Origin of the sequence: Rahnella ecdela, from assembly GCF_019049625.1 — a bacterium.
Taxonomy (GTDB): domain Bacteria; phylum Pseudomonadota; class Gammaproteobacteria; order Enterobacterales; family Enterobacteriaceae; genus Rahnella; species Rahnella ecdela.
Map to the genome: position 1 here is coordinate 250086 of NZ_JAFMOY010000130.1, position 14971 is coordinate 265056.

At 54.0% G+C, this 14971-nt stretch carries 18 protein-coding genes; 11 read left to right on the forward strand and 7 right to left on the reverse strand.

What is annotated here, in order from left to right; all coding sequences use genetic code 11:
• Positions 1-36: 36 nt before the first annotated feature.
• The gene (treF, locus tag J1784_RS18075; protein ID WP_217150337.1) at positions 37-1692 is read left to right on the forward strand and encodes an alpha,alpha-trehalase TreF; all 1656 of its coding nucleotides are present in this window, start codon (positions 37-39) and stop codon (positions 1690-1692) included.
• Here the strand turns inward: treF and J1784_RS18080 are convergent.
• Entirely contained in the window at positions 1683-2585 is a 903-nt protein-coding gene (locus J1784_RS18080) for a LysR substrate-binding domain-containing protein (protein ID WP_120508827.1), read from the reverse strand. The genes treF and J1784_RS18080 overlap by 10 nt on opposite strands.
• Here J1784_RS18080 and J1784_RS18085 point away from each other — a divergent pair.
• The 4 genes from J1784_RS18085 to J1784_RS18100 all read left to right on the forward strand — a co-directional run bounded on the left by J1784_RS18085 (position 2584) and on the right by J1784_RS18100 (position 5453).
• Complete coding sequence (locus J1784_RS18085) at positions 2584-3411, forward strand: sulfite exporter TauE/SafE family protein (RefSeq protein WP_217150338.1); 828 nt, start codon at positions 2584-2586, stop codon at positions 3409-3411. The genes J1784_RS18080 and J1784_RS18085 overlap by 2 nt on opposite strands.
• Before the next feature lie 119 nt (positions 3412-3530).
• Positions 3531-4355: an AraC family transcriptional regulator gene (locus J1784_RS18090; protein ID WP_120508825.1), complete on the forward strand. Its 825-nt coding sequence runs from the start codon at positions 3531-3533 to the stop codon at positions 4353-4355.
• A 79-nt stretch (positions 4356-4434) separates the two neighbouring features.
• On the forward strand, positions 4435-5142 hold the full coding sequence (locus J1784_RS18095; RefSeq protein WP_217150339.1) for an AzlC family ABC transporter permease: 708 nt from the start codon (positions 4435-4437) through the stop codon (positions 5140-5142).
• On the forward strand, positions 5139-5453 hold the full coding sequence (locus J1784_RS18100; protein WP_120508824.1) for an AzlD domain-containing protein: 315 nt from the start codon (positions 5139-5141) through the stop codon (positions 5451-5453). Before J1784_RS18095 ends, J1784_RS18100 begins: the two co-directional genes overlap by 4 nt.
• 24 nt (positions 5454-5477) lie before the next feature.
• Here J1784_RS18100 and J1784_RS18105 read toward each other — a convergent pair whose 3' ends face one another.
• Entirely contained in the window at positions 5478-6461 is a 984-nt protein-coding gene (locus tag J1784_RS18105) for a nitrilase family protein (protein WP_217150340.1), read from the reverse strand.
• Positions 6462-6584: 123 nt separating this feature from the next.
• On the opposite strand from J1784_RS18105, the gene J1784_RS18110 reads away from it, so the two are divergent.
• On the forward strand, positions 6585-7451 hold the full coding sequence (locus tag J1784_RS18110; RefSeq protein WP_217150341.1) for a LysR family transcriptional regulator: 867 nt from the start codon (positions 6585-6587) through the stop codon (positions 7449-7451).
• A 28-nt stretch (positions 7452-7479) separates the two neighbouring features.
• On the opposite strand, the gene J1784_RS18115 is transcribed toward J1784_RS18110, so the two are convergent.
• Positions 7480-7941, reverse strand: a complete 462-nt coding sequence (locus tag J1784_RS18115) for a GNAT family N-acetyltransferase (RefSeq protein ID WP_217150342.1) — start codon at positions 7939-7941, stop codon at positions 7480-7482.
• A gap of 85 nt (positions 7942-8026) precedes the next feature.
• Complete coding sequence (locus tag J1784_RS18120; RefSeq protein ID WP_217150343.1) at positions 8027-8653, reverse strand: TetR/AcrR family transcriptional regulator; 627 nt, start codon at positions 8651-8653, stop codon at positions 8027-8029.
• Positions 8654-8786: 133 nt separating this feature from the next.
• On the opposite strand from J1784_RS18120, the gene J1784_RS18125 reads away from it, so the two are divergent.
• Together J1784_RS18125 and J1784_RS18130 are read left to right on the forward strand one after the other, a co-directional pair.
• Positions 8787-9470, forward strand: coding sequence for an O-methyltransferase (locus J1784_RS18125; RefSeq protein WP_238485584.1), 684 nt, complete (start codon positions 8787-8789; stop codon positions 9468-9470).
• A gap of 108 nt (positions 9471-9578) precedes the next feature.
• On the forward strand, positions 9579-9962 hold the full coding sequence (locus J1784_RS18130; protein WP_217150344.1) for a YebG family protein: 384 nt from the start codon (positions 9579-9581) through the stop codon (positions 9960-9962).
• Positions 9963-10037: 75 nt separating this feature from the next.
• Here J1784_RS18130 and phoC read toward each other — a convergent pair whose 3' ends face one another.
• Positions 10038-10775 carry an acid phosphatase PhoC gene (gene phoC / locus J1784_RS18135; protein ID WP_112286645.1) on the reverse strand — a complete coding sequence of 246 codons (738 nt, stop codon included), beginning with the start codon at positions 10773-10775 and terminating at the stop codon, positions 10038-10040.
• A 253-nt stretch (positions 10776-11028) separates the two neighbouring features.
• Here phoC and J1784_RS18140 point away from each other — a divergent pair, with 253 nt between their 5' ends.
• Positions 11029-11451 carry a GFA family protein gene (locus J1784_RS18140; RefSeq protein WP_217150345.1) on the forward strand — a complete coding sequence of 141 codons (423 nt, stop codon included), beginning with the start codon at positions 11029-11031 and terminating at the stop codon, positions 11449-11451.
• A gap of 29 nt (positions 11452-11480) precedes the next feature.
• Positions 11481-12875, forward strand: coding sequence for a M24 family metallopeptidase (locus tag J1784_RS18145; RefSeq protein WP_217150346.1), 1395 nt, complete (start codon positions 11481-11483; stop codon positions 12873-12875).
• A 71-nt stretch (positions 12876-12946) separates the two neighbouring features.
• Here J1784_RS18145 and J1784_RS18150 read toward each other — a convergent pair whose 3' ends face one another.
• Entirely contained in the window at positions 12947-13531 is a 585-nt protein-coding gene (locus J1784_RS18150; protein ID WP_217150347.1) for a nuclear transport factor 2 family protein, read from the reverse strand.
• Between the two features lie 107 nt (positions 13532-13638).
• Between J1784_RS18150 and J1784_RS18155 the strand changes: the two genes are divergently transcribed.
• Positions 13639-14520 carry a LysR substrate-binding domain-containing protein gene (locus J1784_RS18155; RefSeq protein ID WP_217150348.1) on the forward strand — a complete coding sequence of 294 codons (882 nt, stop codon included), beginning with the start codon at positions 13639-13641 and terminating at the stop codon, positions 14518-14520.
• 17 nt (positions 14521-14537) lie between these two features.
• Here the strand turns inward: J1784_RS18155 and arsC are convergent, their stop codons facing one another.
• On the reverse strand, positions 14538-14963 hold the full coding sequence (arsC, locus tag J1784_RS18160) for a glutaredoxin-dependent arsenate reductase (protein WP_217150349.1): 426 nt from the start codon (positions 14961-14963) through the stop codon (positions 14538-14540).
• Positions 14964-14971: the final 8 nt, after the last annotated feature.

Consider the following 14971-nt stretch of genomic DNA (forward strand, 5'->3'; position numbering starts at 1 on the left):
AATGTTTAAAGCCCTCAAACCAAAAGGCTGTAGCTTATGCTAAATGAGAAACACCAGACGAAGGAGATCGCAGCACGGGAAGGCGAAGAGTTTCGTCTGAGCGAACTCGAGCCTATTGAGCTGATCCTTGACCGGATGATGGACGCCGAACCGGAACCGGAGATGATCGAAGGGCTGCCGCCTTCCGATGCTTTAACGCCGGCTGACCGTTATATGGAACTGTTCACCAGCGTTCAGTCTTCGCAATTGTTTGCCGACAGCAAAACCTTTCCCGATTGCCCGCCCAAAATGGATCCGCTGGATATCCTGCTGCGTTACCGGCGGATCAAAAACCATCCGGGCTTTAACCTGAAACGCTTTGTCGAGGCGCATTTCTGGCTGCCGGAACCGCATGGTGATGAATACGTGTCTGATCCCGGTGATTCGCTTAAACAGCACATCGACAAACTCTGGCCGGTGCTGACGCGCCAGCCGGAAGACCACGTGTCGTGGTCGTCACTTTTGCCCCTTCCACAGGCTTACGTGGTACCCGGCGGGCGTTTTGGCGAAACCTACTATTGGGATTCGTACTTCACCATGCTGGGCCTGGCGGAAAGTGGTCGTAACGATTTGCTGCGCACCATGGCCGATAATTTTGCGTGGATGATCGAGATTTACGGGCATATCCCCAACGGTAACCGCACTTATTATCTCAGCCGCTCGCAGCCGCCGGTCTTTGCGCTGATGGTCGAACTGTTTGAAGAGGACGGCGTGCGCGGCGCGCGTCGTTATCTTGATCATCTGAAAATGGAATATGAATTCTGGATGGACGGTGCCGATTCACTGGCGCCCAATCAGGCTTACCGCCATGCGGTGTGTCTGCCTGACGGCACGTTGCTCAACCGTTACTGGGATGACAGGGACACGCCGCGTGATGAGTCCTGGCGCGAAGATGTGGAAACCGCGAAGCACTCGAGTCGTCCCGCCAATGAAGTATATCGCGACCTGCGCGCCGGTGCCGAATCCGGTTGGGATTACTCCTCGCGCTGGCTGCGTGATGGCCACCGGCTGGCCAGTATCCGCACCACGCAGTTTATTCCCATCGACCTGAACGCGTTTTTATTCAAACTGGAAAGCGCCATTGCTAATATTTCCGGGCTGAATAACGACCGGGCAACCGAAGCGGAATTCCGGCAAAAAGCGGAAAACCGACGCGAAGCCATCAACCGCTACTTGTGGGATGAAACCGAAGGGTGCTTCCGTGATTACGACTGGCACCGTCAGCAGCTGGCGCTGTTTTCAGCCGCCAGCGTGGTGCCGCTGTACGTCGGACTGGCCACACACCATCAGGCCGTGCGTATTGCACAAGCAGTACAGTCACGCCTGCTGACACCGGGTGGGCTGATGACCACTGAATACGAAACCGGCGAACAGTGGGATAAACCTAACGGCTGGGCGCCGCTGCAATGGATGGCAATTCAGGGGTTCAAGCTGTATGGCAACGACGCACTGGGAGACCAGATTGCCCGCAGCTGGCTGAAAACTGTGAATCAGTTTTATCAGCAAAATCATAAACTCATCGAGAAATACCACATTTCCGGTGGTGCGCCGCGTGAAGGTGGCGGCGGGGAATACCCGTTACAGGACGGCTTCGGCTGGACCAACGGCGTTGTGCGACGCCTGATAGGTTTATACGGCGAAAACTACGACTGATACGCTTTTTCATCACCACTCTGACCCTGCTCCACCAGCCAGTCTTCAAAGGCCTGGTGGAGCAGGGTTTTCTGTACACCGACCGGTGTCAGAGCGAAATACTGACAAGGCGCGACGGTGATTTCCGGGAATAGCGGCACCAGATTTCCGCGACTGATTTCCGCCGATAACGTACTGACCGGCCCCAGCCCGACACCCATCCCTTCCAGCATCGCATGCAACGAAACGTGAAAATGGTCATACCGGCGAAAACCGCTGACCGGTGCTTTACCAAGCCCTGCGGCTGCCAGCCACAAATTCCAGTGACCGGGACGCGTCAGCGTTTCAATACGCAGACAATTCAGCACATCTTCTGGTTTTTTAATCGTCAAACGGCTGAGCAGTGCGGGTGAGGCCATCAGGCAATGAGTATCACCAAGAAAGGGGATTGCCGAATACTGCGTGGCGCTGAGTTCACGGCGGATCAGCAGATCGTAATGCCCGACAATGTGCAGCTGTTCGGTATTGGCGGTCGAAATCTGTAAGTTGGCTGCCGGAAAACGGGCGTAAAAATCATCGAGCCGCGGCAGCAGCCATTTCAGGCTCATGGTAGTTGGCACGCTGACGTTGAAGACATTATTGCGCCCGCCGTTGCCGTAGCGCAGGGCGATATCAGACAGCGTATCAAACGCGCTGCCCAGTTCCCGCGCCAGCGTCAGGGCATAGGGCGTCGGCACCCGCCGTTGTCCTTCCTTTGTGAATAAATTCACGCCAAACCATTTCTCCACCACCTGAATGTGGCGGCTGACCGCGCCGTGCGTGATGCAAAGCTCCTGCGCTGCGGCGGTATAACTGCCCGCGTGGCAGGCCACAAAAAAGGCGCGCAGCGCCGTCAGCGGGGGAAGTGCGTGCATGAATTCTCCTTTTACTCACCATTATGTGACTTTTTATCACGGGTCATGCCCGCAGCCCAGCGCTAACATCGCCGCTATCACTTATCAGCAAAGGAGAGGCAACGTGTTATATGCGGTTATTGCCATTACGGGCATTCTTGCGGGCATTATCAGCGGCATGGTGGGCACCGGCAGTTCGATTATTTTACTGCCCGCACTGGCCTGGACGTTCGGGCCAAAAACCGCCATCCCGGTGATGGCCGTTGCCGCGATTGTCGGCAATATTTCCCGCGTGCTGCTGTGGCGTAAAGACATCAATCTGAAAGCGTTCTTTCTGTATTCCGTGCCCGGTATTCCGGCAGCCGTGCTGGGCGCGAATACCCTGTGGGTGATGCCCGCGCGGCTCTCGGATATCTGCATCGGCCTGTTCTTTTTTTTGCTGATCCCTCTGCGCCACTTTGCAAAAACCAAAGCGCTGCCCCTCACCGGCCTGCAACTGGCGCTGGCGGGCGCACTGACCGGATTTCTGACCGGCTTGGTGTTCTCAACCGGCCCGCTGACCATTCCCATTTTCGCCGGTTACGGACTGGTGAAAGGCGCATTGCTCTCGACCGAAGCGGCGGCCTCCTTTGCGATTTACTTCGCCAAAGCCTCGACCTTTAGTGCCATTGGTGCAATGCCGTGGCATGTGCTGGTCAGCGGTTTACTGGTTGGCGGGACGTTGGTGGCCGGCATGCTAATCGGTAAAAAGTGGGTCGTCCGTATTTCAGATAACGCATTCAACCGGCTGATCGATGTGATGCTTCTGGTGGCGGGCGCGTCGCTGCTGCGGGATGCGTTTTTCTGAGAGGTTTTTGGCGTCAGAGAAAACATCCGCACAGCAATTTTGTTCAAGATTTTCCAAAACAGAGTCGGTATACAGAAACCTCTTTTCCAGAAATACGTCATTCCGGTACAGTAATCCCCATGCAAGAACAGGCAAATTATTATCATCTGGCCGAATTTAACGGGCTGGAGATGCTTAACGCGCGATACCGTGAACAATGTTTTTCGCGTCACGTCCATGAAACGTTTTGCATCTTACTGATCGAAAACGGCGCGCAACGGTTTTACCGCAGCGGCGGTGAACACTGCGCGCCACAGGGTCATATCGTGTTGGTCAATCCCGATGAAGTGCATACCGGACAGGCCGGCACCGACACAGGCTGGGCGTACCGCGCCATTTATCCGCATCCTTCGCTGATGCAGGCGTTGTCCCGCGATGTGCTGAGTATCAACGGCGAAATCCCGTGGTTTGCGCAGCCGGTGGTGTATGACCCCGGTCTGGCGCGGCAGCTACAGTTCACCTTTGACGTGCTGATGCAGCCGGGCGATAAGCTGTTCAAGGAAAGCATGCTGATGTCGACGATGACCTGGCTGGTGATGCGCCACTGTTCATCGCCTGTCACGCCGCGCCCGCTGAGCGGTGCCGAAGCACAGGTTCTGCGTATCAGAGACTTACTTAACGATTGTCCTGAAGCCGATTTTGGCCTGACAGAACTGGCTGAAGCCGCGGGGCTGAGCACCTGGCATTTTCTGCGTCAGTTTAAGAAAGTGGTCGGATTATCGCCGCATTCCTGGCTGATTCAGGCGCGGTTACGTAAGGCCAAAGCCTGTCTGCTCGGCGGCGTGCCTATCGGAGAAACAGCGTTGCTGGCCGGATTTGCCGATCAAAGCCATCTCAACCGCCATTTCAAACGGGCGATTGGCGTCACGCCCGGTCAGTTCGTGAAAGCGCATAAAATTTTCTGACCGGCAGCAATCTCATTCAAGACCTGAATTTCCCGCCCGCCTACAGTAGCCGTTCAATCCATTACGGCTTACTTTAAACATGACTCTTTCCAAAAATCTGACCGGCCGCAGCGGTTTTTTTTACGGCATGGTCGCCATGCTGCCGCTGTGTTTGTCGGTTATCCCGTGGGGAATTCTGGCCGGTTCGATGGCGGTGCAGTCCGGCCTGACGTTTTCGCAAAGCCTCGGGATGTCGGCAATTATATACGCCGGAGCCGCGCAGCTGGTGACGCTGGCGATGCTGATGTCCGGTGCCAGTCTGCCGGTGATCGTGGTGTCGGTTTTCTTTCTCACCGCGCAACACTTTTTGTACGGCCTGACGCTGAGAAAACCTGTTTCCGCCTTCGCGGCGCGCCTGCGCATTCCGGTGGGATTTCTGCTGACAGACGAACTGTTCGCACTCAGCGCATCGCATAAAGAGCGCCATCCTCTGACGCCCGGATTTATGATTGGCGCGGGGCTGACTTTTTATCTGTGCTGGGTGTTGTGCAGTCTGGCAGGCATTGTGATGGCGTCGTCAGTGCCTGATCTGGCGCGTTTTCACCTCGATTTTTCCATCATCGCGACATTTGCCTCGCTGGTAGTGCCGATGATTAACCGGCCTGCGGTCCTGGCGGGTGTATGCAGTTCACTGGGCTTATCGATGCTGTTCACCGCGCTGCATTTCTCCGGCGCGATCATCATTGCCGGACTGTCAGGCATGGCGGTTTCACTGATTATTGCGCGGATGTGCGGGGAAAACGAATGAGCTGGACACTGCTTTTGACGTTGGCGGGCGTGGTGTTTTTCAACCGTTATGTATTTCTTGAGCCACGTCTGCCGGTGCGCTTACCGGCATTCGTCAATCAGGCGCTGAAATACGCCGCCCCGTGTTTACTGACCGCAATTTGCGGCCCGATTATCGTGGCTGAAAACGGCGCACTGCGCGCCTTTCCCGATAATCCGTATTTTTGGGGAACCGTCTTCAGCGTGATGTTCGCGCTGTTTATCCGAAATACGGTGGTAGTGGTAATTCTGAGCATGGTGATGTTTTATCTGGTGGGTTCAGTGCTCGCCTGAAACATCCCTTAAGGTCTGGGGTATTTAGCGCGTTTTAATTCCCGGTAATTCTTCGGAAAAACGCGCCGTAATCGCATCACGTTCGTAGCCCTGCCGCTCAGTCAGAGTGTGGTAGAGCTCCGGACGCCTGCCTGCCATCCAACGTCTTCCGGTACTCATCGGAATGAGCGAAAGATCCAGTTCAGCACTCACCATCGCGTCTGCCGCCGCCCAGGTTTCTTTAACGATGCGGCCATAGGGGTCGATGATCATCGCGTTACCGGTGCGGACTTCATCGTCATCTGCGCCCACGCCATTGCTGAACAAGATAAACATACCATTATCGTGCGCCCGTGAAGGCAGCCAGCGCAACAGCCATTCACGACCACTGGCGCCTTTAAAGGCTGCGGTGATTTCCTCCTGGCGCGTGGCGCGTTGTTCCCATAATTCCAGCGGAATGGGTTTCATGCCATAAGGGCTGCGGGAATTTGTGCCGCCGGTCTGATGCGGTGCCAGTAAAATGTCTGCACCCAGCAGCGCCGTCGCCCGCGCGTTTTCCACCAGATTGTTATCCCAGCAAATCAGGATCCCCACTTTCACGCCCCACGGCGTATCAAACACGGTATACGCATCACCGCAACTGATAGAAGGATGTTCAAACGCGTGCATTTTGCGGTGTGTATAAACAGATCCGTCAGGCATACAGGCAGCGTAGGCGTTGTAAAGACGCCCGTCATCGCCGCGTTCGATAAAACCGGCACCAATCAGCATCTGATGTTTCACAGCCAGTTTGCGGATAAGGCGCACGGAGGAACCAGTTTCCACAGATTCGGCCAGCGCCGCCACACCGTCGTTATCCAGTTTCGGCACATGCCAGTAGCCGGTGATACACATTTCCGGAAACGCCAGGATCTGCACGCCGTTAATTGCCGCCTGCTGAATAAAACCTTCCATCATCATCAGGTTATATTTTTTGTTTCCGGCCTGATGCTGAAACTGCACTACCGCCGTTTTAATCGTTGCCGTCATGGTTATTCTCCGTAGCGTTAAGGGGGGAAACTGATCTGGTATCAGAGCTGGTATTAGAGCAATGCGGCTGATAACTTTATAATGAATAGTTTTCTTATTGTGATAACCAAACGGAATGTAAAAATGAATACGCGTTTGCTCAAAGCGTTTGTCACGCTGGCACAGGAAGGGAATTACGCCGCGGCGGCAAATCAGCTTTCCATCTCGCAGCCGGCGTTGACCAAGCAGATCAGTTTGCTGGAATTCACCCTTAACGTGACGCTGTTTGACCGCGGTCGCCACGGCACGGCGCTCACGCCGGGAGGACGACGCCTTTTACCGGAAGCGGAGAAAGTGCTGCGGCAAATGACAGCTTTTATGCAGCACGCCGGTCAGGTGGAAAAGGGCGGAGAAGGGTTGCTTGCGGCGGGGTTCGGTTTGTCGGCGTTTACCTTTGCGCCGCAGTGCATCGCCAGATTCAGGGCAGTGTACCCCGGCGTGGATATCACGCTGGAGGATCTGCCTTCCGCTGTGCAATACGACATGCTGCAAAGCGGGGAATTACAGATTGGATTTGTCCGCGTGCCACCCGCTGCGCCGCTGAGTTATCACGCCTTGTTCGAAGATGAACTGGTGTTTGTGGTACCGGCTGACAACGGCACGACGGTGGCTGGCTGGTTGAAACAGAAACCGCTGCTGCGTTTATACCCCGATCGCGGACGCGGGCTGAATACGCAAACTGACCGCTTTCTGGATGAAAACCAGCTGTACACGTCCTCTGTGCAACAGTCCGAAGATATCCAGACGATTGTCGCGCTGGTTGTGGCCGGAGTCGGCGTGGCGCTGCTGCCCAAAAGCGTCATGCACATTGCGTCGCCCGGCCTGAAAACGCTGCAGCTGAGCGGCAAAGCCACCCGCTGGCTGGTCGGGATCGCCTGGGATCCGCGCAGTGCAGATTTAATCCGCGATAACTTTGTACGGATAGTGACGGAGATGGCAGACGTTGGCTGAAAACAATCAAATCTTTCACCAGCCGTGATCAGTCTTTCTTCTGGTAAATCCCCGGACGGGTGATCACCCAGGTGTAATTGGGTTCGTTGACCGGCGTATAGCCAAACTTTTCGTACAGCCACGGTGCCGTTGAAGTAAAGAGCGCCATCCTGCGCAGTCTGGCGGTGACCGGATGCGACTGTACACATTCAATCAGCCAGGCTCCCAGATTTTTCCCCTGATATTCTTCCAGCACGTACACATCGCACAGGTACGCAAAGGTGGCATAATCGGTGATGAACCGGGCATAACCGATCTGTTTTTCACCGTCGAACAAACTGAAATTCAGGCTGTTTTCGGCGCCATCGCGCACCGTTTGTTCGTCAATGCCCGGTGCCCAGCTTGAGCGGGTCAGATAGGCGTGGACGGCAGGAATATCCACCTGATTGATATCGGTGGTGATCAGATAGGGGGCTTTAGTCCAGCGGCATACGTCTTTCAGATTGGTCACAGGTTTCTCTCAGTTTCATTGTTCAGATTAATAGTAAAACGGGCTGTTTTACCTTAGCCGCTAAACCTGTGAAATTCACGTCATGTCATGCATTTACCTGCACATACGCAGTAAACATATCGGCCAGCGCATCTGCGTAGATTTTTATTTCATCACCCGTGCGGGGAGTGGCAGAAAAATCCCGGCCGACAGCGCTGAGCGTGGTGGAAATCAGATCCCGCGCCAGCGCGCGCTTGTCTTCGGCGAGTTCCGGCAAAACTTCACGCATAAAATCGTTAAACACGCTTTCTCCCGCCGCCCGTGCCTCGCGGGCCTGAGGCGCATCGCGATAGAGCGGGGCGGCATCATCGAGCGCACCGCGCATCTGCGCTTCCTCGCATTCTGAACGGATAAATTCATGCACCAGCGTGCGCAGTCGCACCAGCGGCGGCTGCGTGGTGTCAGCAAGAATGGTGCGCAGCATATCGGTGGTCTGCCGCCATTCATCATTTTGCAGCCGAAACAGGATCGCCGCTTTATTAGGGAAATACTGATACAGGGAACCGATGCTGATCCCGGCTCTTTCGGCCACGCGCCCGGTGGTAAACCGGGTCGCGCCTTCCTTAGCTAAAACCTGAGTGGCAGCTTCCAGAATGGTGGCGACCAGCTCCGCAGAACGGGACTGCTTGGGCTCTTTTCGCGAGGAAACCTGCGGGGTCTGGCGGTTTGTCATGGGCGCGTTTTTCCTATCAGAGAATGCGAATAGTGAATGCGAGGAAATCATCGCATAATTTTTAACGCGATGAATCCCTCGCATTTTAGTCAAGCACGCCGATGTGCTCAATCTGATATAGGAAACTTTTAAGATGACTATCAGCACACTGATGACGACAAAAAATACCCTGTCCAGCGCCCCGATGGCGCCTTTACTTGACCGCCTGTTCAGCGAAGCCAGCACGGCGACCGGTTTTGATTTCTCGCAGATCCCAGAAAGCGATACCACGCGCATGATGCACAGCAAAACGGAATATCTTGATTTGTACGGTTTGCTGAAGGACATGTGGCTGCCGGTTTCCCGCGATACCGGCAAACTGCTTTACATGCTGACCCGCAGTTCTAAGGCAACGTCGGTGGTGGAATTCGGCACCTCATTTGGCCTGTCGACACTCCATCTGGCCGCCGCTCTGCGTGATAATGGCGGTGGCCGGTTGATCACAAGCGAGTTCGAACCGGCGAAAGTCGCGAAAGCCCGTGAGCATTTGCAGGAAGGCGGCGTGGCAGATTTAGTGGAAGTCCGCGCCGGGGATGCGCTGCAAACACTGGCGGTTAATCTGCCAGAGACAATCGACCTGCTGGTGCTCGACGGTGCCAAAGCGCTGTATGACGACATTCTACAACTGCTCGAAAGCCGTTTCCGGCCGGGCACGCTGATTGTCGCGGACGACGCCAGTTATAATCAGGTGTATCTGGACCACGTGCGGTCACCTGCAAACGGCTATCTTTCCGTGGCTTTTGGCGATGATGTGGAAGTGTCAGTCCGTCTGGGTTAAATGAGTAGTAAAACTTTGACACTGCGCGTTGTAAAATGGCGGCTGAATGCGGTATCCTGCATTCATCATTTTACATACTGTATGTAAATACAGTATCAGGAGCGAATCATGGCTGTTGAAACAAAGTTTGTTGTCGTCAGAAAAGGTGAAGAAAAAATGACTTTTGCCAATAAGAAAGAAGCGGACGCTTACGACAAAATGCTCGATATGGCAGATGCTTTTACCGACTGGCTGTTGCAGAGCGAACTGGAAATTGATGAATCGCTGGCAGAAAACATTGCCCTTCGCCTGGCTGAGCAAAAAGATACCGTTCAGCACATCTTGCGCACCAGCAAGCTGCCGGAAGAAGAAACAGCGAAAGCCCCTGTCGTGCAGACTGAAGAACCGGTTGTGACTGAAGCCCTGATTGAAGAAGAATCAGCGGAAGAAATTACTGAAGAAATCGCAGCTGCGCCAGCCCCTAAAAAGGCGCGTGCTGTTAAAGCGGCCTGATCCGCTTTCTGCTCTTTATAAAAAAACCGGCTTATCAGGCCGGTTTTTTGTGGTCCTGCAGGAAGCAAAAAACGCTTATTTGTGTTGTTTAGCGAACTCTTCTTTGGCTTTCTTCAGTTGCTGCTGGAAAGCGTCGTTGGTATGCAGCGTAGCTACAACGGCAGAACCGACGATACGCGCCGCATCCACATCACTCTGCCAGTGGTATCCGCAAATCACGCGGCTCTGGCCCAAGTCATAACCACGCTGAAGGATCTGATCCTGACGTTGCGGGTTGATTTCAGTCAGCACTAATGCCGTCGCCCAGCCGATAGAAGTATGACCGGAAGGATAAGAGCCGTTTTTAGAAAGCTTATCCTGCTCCGTGGTGTTACACGTCGGGACGCCGTAGAACGCAAACGGGCGGATACGCATGTATTTCTCTTTTGCACCACGCGTCGCAAGATCCCCTGCATCTTCAATCATATTGGTCAGCAGTTTGTGCAGCTCCGGGGTGTCTTTGGCGGTGATTGGTGAACCAAACGCACCGGAGAAGGCATTCGCCACACCGCCACCGCTCAGGTTCGCATCTTCAGCTGCCTGCTTGCCACGCTCGGTTGAACGCAACAGACGCCCCTGTTCATACATCGCCTGATCATTAAGGAATGCAATGCTGCCCACAGCCGGTGGCGGCGGCAACAGGGTCAGGCTGTTGATGGCCTGATCGTTCTTTAAATAGTAGAGGTCCGGTTTGGTGGTGGCATCGTTGCCGGTCAGGGCAAACGCATTAAATGAAACAAGTCCCGCGAGGCAAAAAGTAGTCAGTCTTTTCATGTCAGCTTCCTTACATGCAGCTATTTTATTTTCATTACGAAATCACTTTCGTAACATTTCCCAACGTTGGGTAGTAAAACAAAATATGTGACAGAAAGTTGGTATCAGATCTCAAAACGGAAAATTGATAGCAAGCATGAATACTTTACGGCTAAAAAGTGGGCTTTCTGATGGAATGCTGTAATGCGCGACGAAATTTGGTACAACATTTTCTTCGCCCATCCGTCCTGCCATCCGATTCAAGGAGAATGCTATGTCAGATAAATTATCCGCTCATTGCCATTGTGGTGCTGTGGCGTTTAAGGTCGCACTGACCGACGGATTTAACAGCGTGCTGCACTGCAACTGCTCATTTTGCCGTATGCGTGGCGCGGTAGTGGTTACAGCGGGTGAAATTGAAATCACCCAGGGCAAGGATAAGCTGACGGAATACCGCTTTAATACCGGCGAAGCAGTACACTTTTTCTGCTCAGTGTGTGGCATTTATACCTTCCACCAACGGCGCTCCAATCCTGAGTGTTATGGCGTCAATGTCGCCTGTATCGAAAGCGTCTCGCCCTTCGATTTTTCACCCGTGCCGGTCAGCGATGGCATCAACCATCCTAAAGATGGCGGGAAGGGCGGCGTGGCCGGTTATATCATCTACGAATCCACATCCTCCCAACCCAAAAACTAAAAACGATTTCTGACGCATAAGGAAACGCAATGAACTCCGAAACGGCTTACGCACTGACCTCTGTTCCGGCACCGGCCATTTACCGGCAAGTGCCCACATCGGTATTGTCCGACGACACCATGAAATCCCGCCTGAACAGTATCCTGAGCGCCATGCAGCGCGAGGGTTTATCGTCGCTGGTGATTTATGCCGATAAAGAACACGGCGGTAATTTCGAATATCTTTCAGGTTTTATCCCGCGTTTTGAAGAAGCGTTGCTGGTAGTCAACGCCGACGGCAAACTGACTTACATTATGGGCAACGAAAACCTGAAACTGGTGCCGCACGCCCGTAACAGTGGAACCTGTCTGCATGCCCCGGTGTTTTCCCTGCCAAATCAGCCAATGAAACACCCTCAGCCGCTGGAAAATCTGCTGGCGACGGCGGGAGTGCAAGTATCACAGACCACCGGCGTCGCGGGCTGGAAGTTGTTCCGTTTAGATCCCGAATCCGATAAATACAGCTTTGATGTTCCGGCGTTTATTCTGGATGCCGTGCGTATTGCAGCCGGAGGCAAAGAAAACGTGGTGAACGCCACCGGCCTGTTTATCGCGCCAGAAAATGGCTCGCGGTGCATTAATAACGCCAATGAAGTCGCGTTTTATGAGTACGGCGCAAATCTGGCGTCGTCCTGTCTGCTGGGCGCACTCGACGCGATTGCACCCGGTAAAACTGAGAAGGAAATCGGTCAGTTGCTGGCGGGTGACGGTCAGCAGAATAATGTGATTATGATTGCCGCGACCGGTGACCGGTTTGCTCACGCGAATCTTTATCCCTCGGACAAAATCATCCGTCACGGTGACAAATTCTCACTGACCGTCGGCTACAAAGGGGGATTATCGAGCCGGGCCGCCTACGTCGTTGCCAGTGAGGATGAATTACCGGCAGACGTCGCGGACTGGCTGCCACGTCTGGCGATCCCTTATTATCATACGGTCGTGACCTGGCTGGAAAATCTGCATATCGGCATGCGTGGCGGCGATTTATACCGCTTAGTGCAAGAAACGCTTGAGCAGAAAACCTGGAACTGGCATCTCAATCCGGGGCATCTGGTCGCCGATGAGGAATGGCTGTGTTCACCGGTTTATCCGGATTCCGACGTGCCGCTGTCGAGCGGGATGCTGTTGCAGATAGATATTATCCCGTCGCTGCCCGGTTACGGCGGCAGCAGCATAGAGGATACCGTGGCGCTGGCAGATGAGACGTTGCGTCGTGAGCTGGAAAGAGAGTATCCGCAGGTGTGGCAAAGGATGGTGGCGCGCAAGAAATATCTGGCTGATGTACTGAAAATCCGCCTTTCTGACGATGTGATTGTGCTTTCAAATACCGTGGGTTATCTGCGCCCGTTTTTACTCGATAAAACGCGTGCGCTGGTGAAGGCATAAAAGAAAGGGGAGGCAAATGCTTCCCCTGAACATGACGTCATCCGGCAGAGACCGGGCTCAACCTCAAACTGTCAGACCGCTAACCACTTTTTAGCATCCGCTTTCATTTTCGCTTCCAGTTCGCTGCCACGCGTGGCAAATACGCGCCCCAGCGGGAAACCACTTTGTTCCAGCAGGTAAGCCAGCGCGGCATATTCACGCGGATATTTGGCGGCAATACTGCTGTCAATTTCAACCGGTCCCAGCGGGAAGGTGAACGTCCCCATATCGTAAACGCTCTGACGGTGAAACAGTTTCCACTGGCCGTCTCGTTTTTCGGCCAGATCGTAGAAACGGTTATGGCATTCGCAGCCAATATTCAGTTTTACGTTTTCAGCGATGATCATCGCATTGGTTTCCAGAATCGCTTTGTCACCACGGTCGTTAAAGGTCACGACGGGTGCGCCAATCATATGTTTGGTGCGCAAATCCGAAGCGCCCATACGCATGGAACCATCGACAAAACCGCTCGCCAGCCCTTCATACCAGGTAATTTCAATGGTGCCGTCCGGATGGAAGAGATTACGTAACTGTTCCCATTCAGCCAGATCACGGTGCATCCAGCCATTCATAAGGTCGTTCAGCGCCTGACGGTCTTGCAGTTGTTGGGTTTGCATTGTTTGTTTCCTTTTACGTTGATGTGTTCAGTTTGGTCAAGAACCGCGTTAAACTCAAATATATAGATTTGACTGAACAATCATTTTTAATGATGAATGAGGCAGTAATGGAACTCCGGCACTTACGCTATTTTATGGCTGTGGCAGAAGAAGGGCATTTTGGCCGCGCCGCCGAGCGACTCAATATCGTTCAGCCTGCGCTGAGCATGCAGATTAAAGCGCTGGAAACGGAGCTGGGCGGCCCGCTGTTTATCCGCACCAGCCGCCGTGTCGAGCTCACCGAAGCCGGAATACTGTTACTGGCCGAAGCCCGGCTGACGCTGGAACAGGTGGAACATACCCGTCTGGCCGTTGAACGCGCGATGCGCGGTGAGACAGGGCGCGTGCGGGTCGGATTTGCCGGAAACGCCATTTTCAGCGGTAAAATGATTGCCGATATACGTCGTTTTCGTAAAACCCATCCGGATGCAGAAATTATAATTCAGGAAATTGCGCCGCAGCAGCAGGTGGAAGCGATCCTCGCCGGACGCATTGATATCGGCTATACGCCCGATAACAGCACGACTGCGGATCCGCAAATCAGGGTACAGAAGGCCGGAAACTGGGAAATCATGATTGCCCTGTGTGACGATCATCCTCTTGCCGCGCATCCGCAACTCACGGTTGACATGCTCGCCGGTCAGCCGCTGGTGTTGTATGACGCGCACGATACCCATGAAAATCTGACGGTGGTTCTGGCGCAACAGCTGGGGGACAGCTTTCGCGTGGCACACCGGTCAAACAGCACGCTGAGCGTTCTGGCCATTGCCGCCGCCGGACTGGGGTTGGCGCTGATCCCCGCGCCCGTGCAACAGGTGAATATTCCCGGACTGGTTTACCGCAGCCTGAATGCACTAGAACTGACGGCGAATCTGGTGATGATCAGCCGCATGCAGGAACCGGGTAATGCGGTGACCGCATATTTGGCGATGGCAAACGTTAAAAGCTGAACCCTTGCCGTGAACGGTTATTTAATCTTTTTACCGTCCTGATTTACCACTTGCTCACCGTCTTCTTTGGTAAATGCTCCTTTCTGGAGATCTGGCAAAATGTCCAGCACCACTTCAGACGGGCGACACAGGCGTGTTCCCAATGGCGTCACCACAATCGGGCGGTTAATCAGAATGGGATGCTGCAACATGAAACTCATCAGTTGCTCGTCGGTGAAGATATCCTCAGCCAGTCCCAGTTGTTCATAAGGCTCAACGTTCTTACGCAGCAACTGCCGTGCGGTAATCCCCATATCTGCAATCAGCTTAGCCAGTTCCTCGCAGGCTGGCGGCGTTTCCAGATACAAAATAACGGCCGGCTCAGTGCCGCTGTTGCGGATCATTTCCAGCGTATTACGGGACGTGCCGCAGGCCGGGTTGTGATAGATAGTCATCTTGCTCATATTGGTAT

Coding starts and splice junctions, on each gene's coding strand:
- treF (WP_217150337.1), top strand. CDS start 37: ATGCTAAATGAGAAACACCAGACGAAGGAGATCGCAGCACGGGAAGGC.
- J1784_RS18085 (WP_217150338.1), top strand. CDS start 2,584: ATGAATTCTCCTTTTACTCACCATTATGTGACTTTTTATCACGGGTCA.
- J1784_RS18080 (WP_120508827.1), bottom strand. CDS start 2,585: ATGCACGCACTTCCCCCGCTGACGGCGCTGCGCGCCTTTTTTGTGGCC.
- J1784_RS18090 (WP_120508825.1), top strand. CDS start 3,531: ATGCAAGAACAGGCAAATTATTATCATCTGGCCGAATTTAACGGGCTG.
- J1784_RS18095 (WP_217150339.1), top strand. CDS start 4,435: ATGACTCTTTCCAAAAATCTGACCGGCCGCAGCGGTTTTTTTTACGGC.
- J1784_RS18100 (WP_120508824.1), top strand. CDS start 5,139: ATGAGCTGGACACTGCTTTTGACGTTGGCGGGCGTGGTGTTTTTCAAC.
- J1784_RS18105 (WP_217150340.1), bottom strand. CDS start 6,461: ATGACGGCAACGATTAAAACGGCGGTAGTGCAGTTTCAGCATCAGGCC.
- J1784_RS18110 (WP_217150341.1), top strand. CDS start 6,585: ATGAATACGCGTTTGCTCAAAGCGTTTGTCACGCTGGCACAGGAAGGG.
- J1784_RS18120 (WP_217150343.1), bottom strand. CDS start 8,653: ATGACAAACCGCCAGACCCCGCAGGTTTCCTCGCGAAAAGAGCCCAAG.
- J1784_RS18125 (WP_238485584.1), top strand. CDS start 8,787: ATGACTATCAGCACACTGATGACGACAAAAAATACCCTGTCCAGCGCC.
- J1784_RS18130 (WP_217150344.1), top strand. CDS start 9,579: ATGGCTGTTGAAACAAAGTTTGTTGTCGTCAGAAAAGGTGAAGAAAAA.
- phoC (WP_112286645.1), bottom strand. CDS start 10,775: ATGAAAAGACTGACTACTTTTTGCCTCGCGGGACTTGTTTCATTTAAT.
- J1784_RS18140 (WP_217150345.1), top strand. CDS start 11,029: ATGTCAGATAAATTATCCGCTCATTGCCATTGTGGTGCTGTGGCGTTT.
- J1784_RS18145 (WP_217150346.1), top strand. CDS start 11,481: ATGAACTCCGAAACGGCTTACGCACTGACCTCTGTTCCGGCACCGGCC.
- J1784_RS18150 (WP_217150347.1), bottom strand. CDS start 13,531: ATGCAAACCCAACAACTGCAAGACCGTCAGGCGCTGAACGACCTTATG.
- J1784_RS18155 (WP_217150348.1), top strand. CDS start 13,639: ATGGAACTCCGGCACTTACGCTATTTTATGGCTGTGGCAGAAGAAGGG.
- arsC (WP_217150349.1), bottom strand. CDS start 14,963: ATGAGCAAGATGACTATCTATCACAACCCGGCCTGCGGCACGTCCCGT.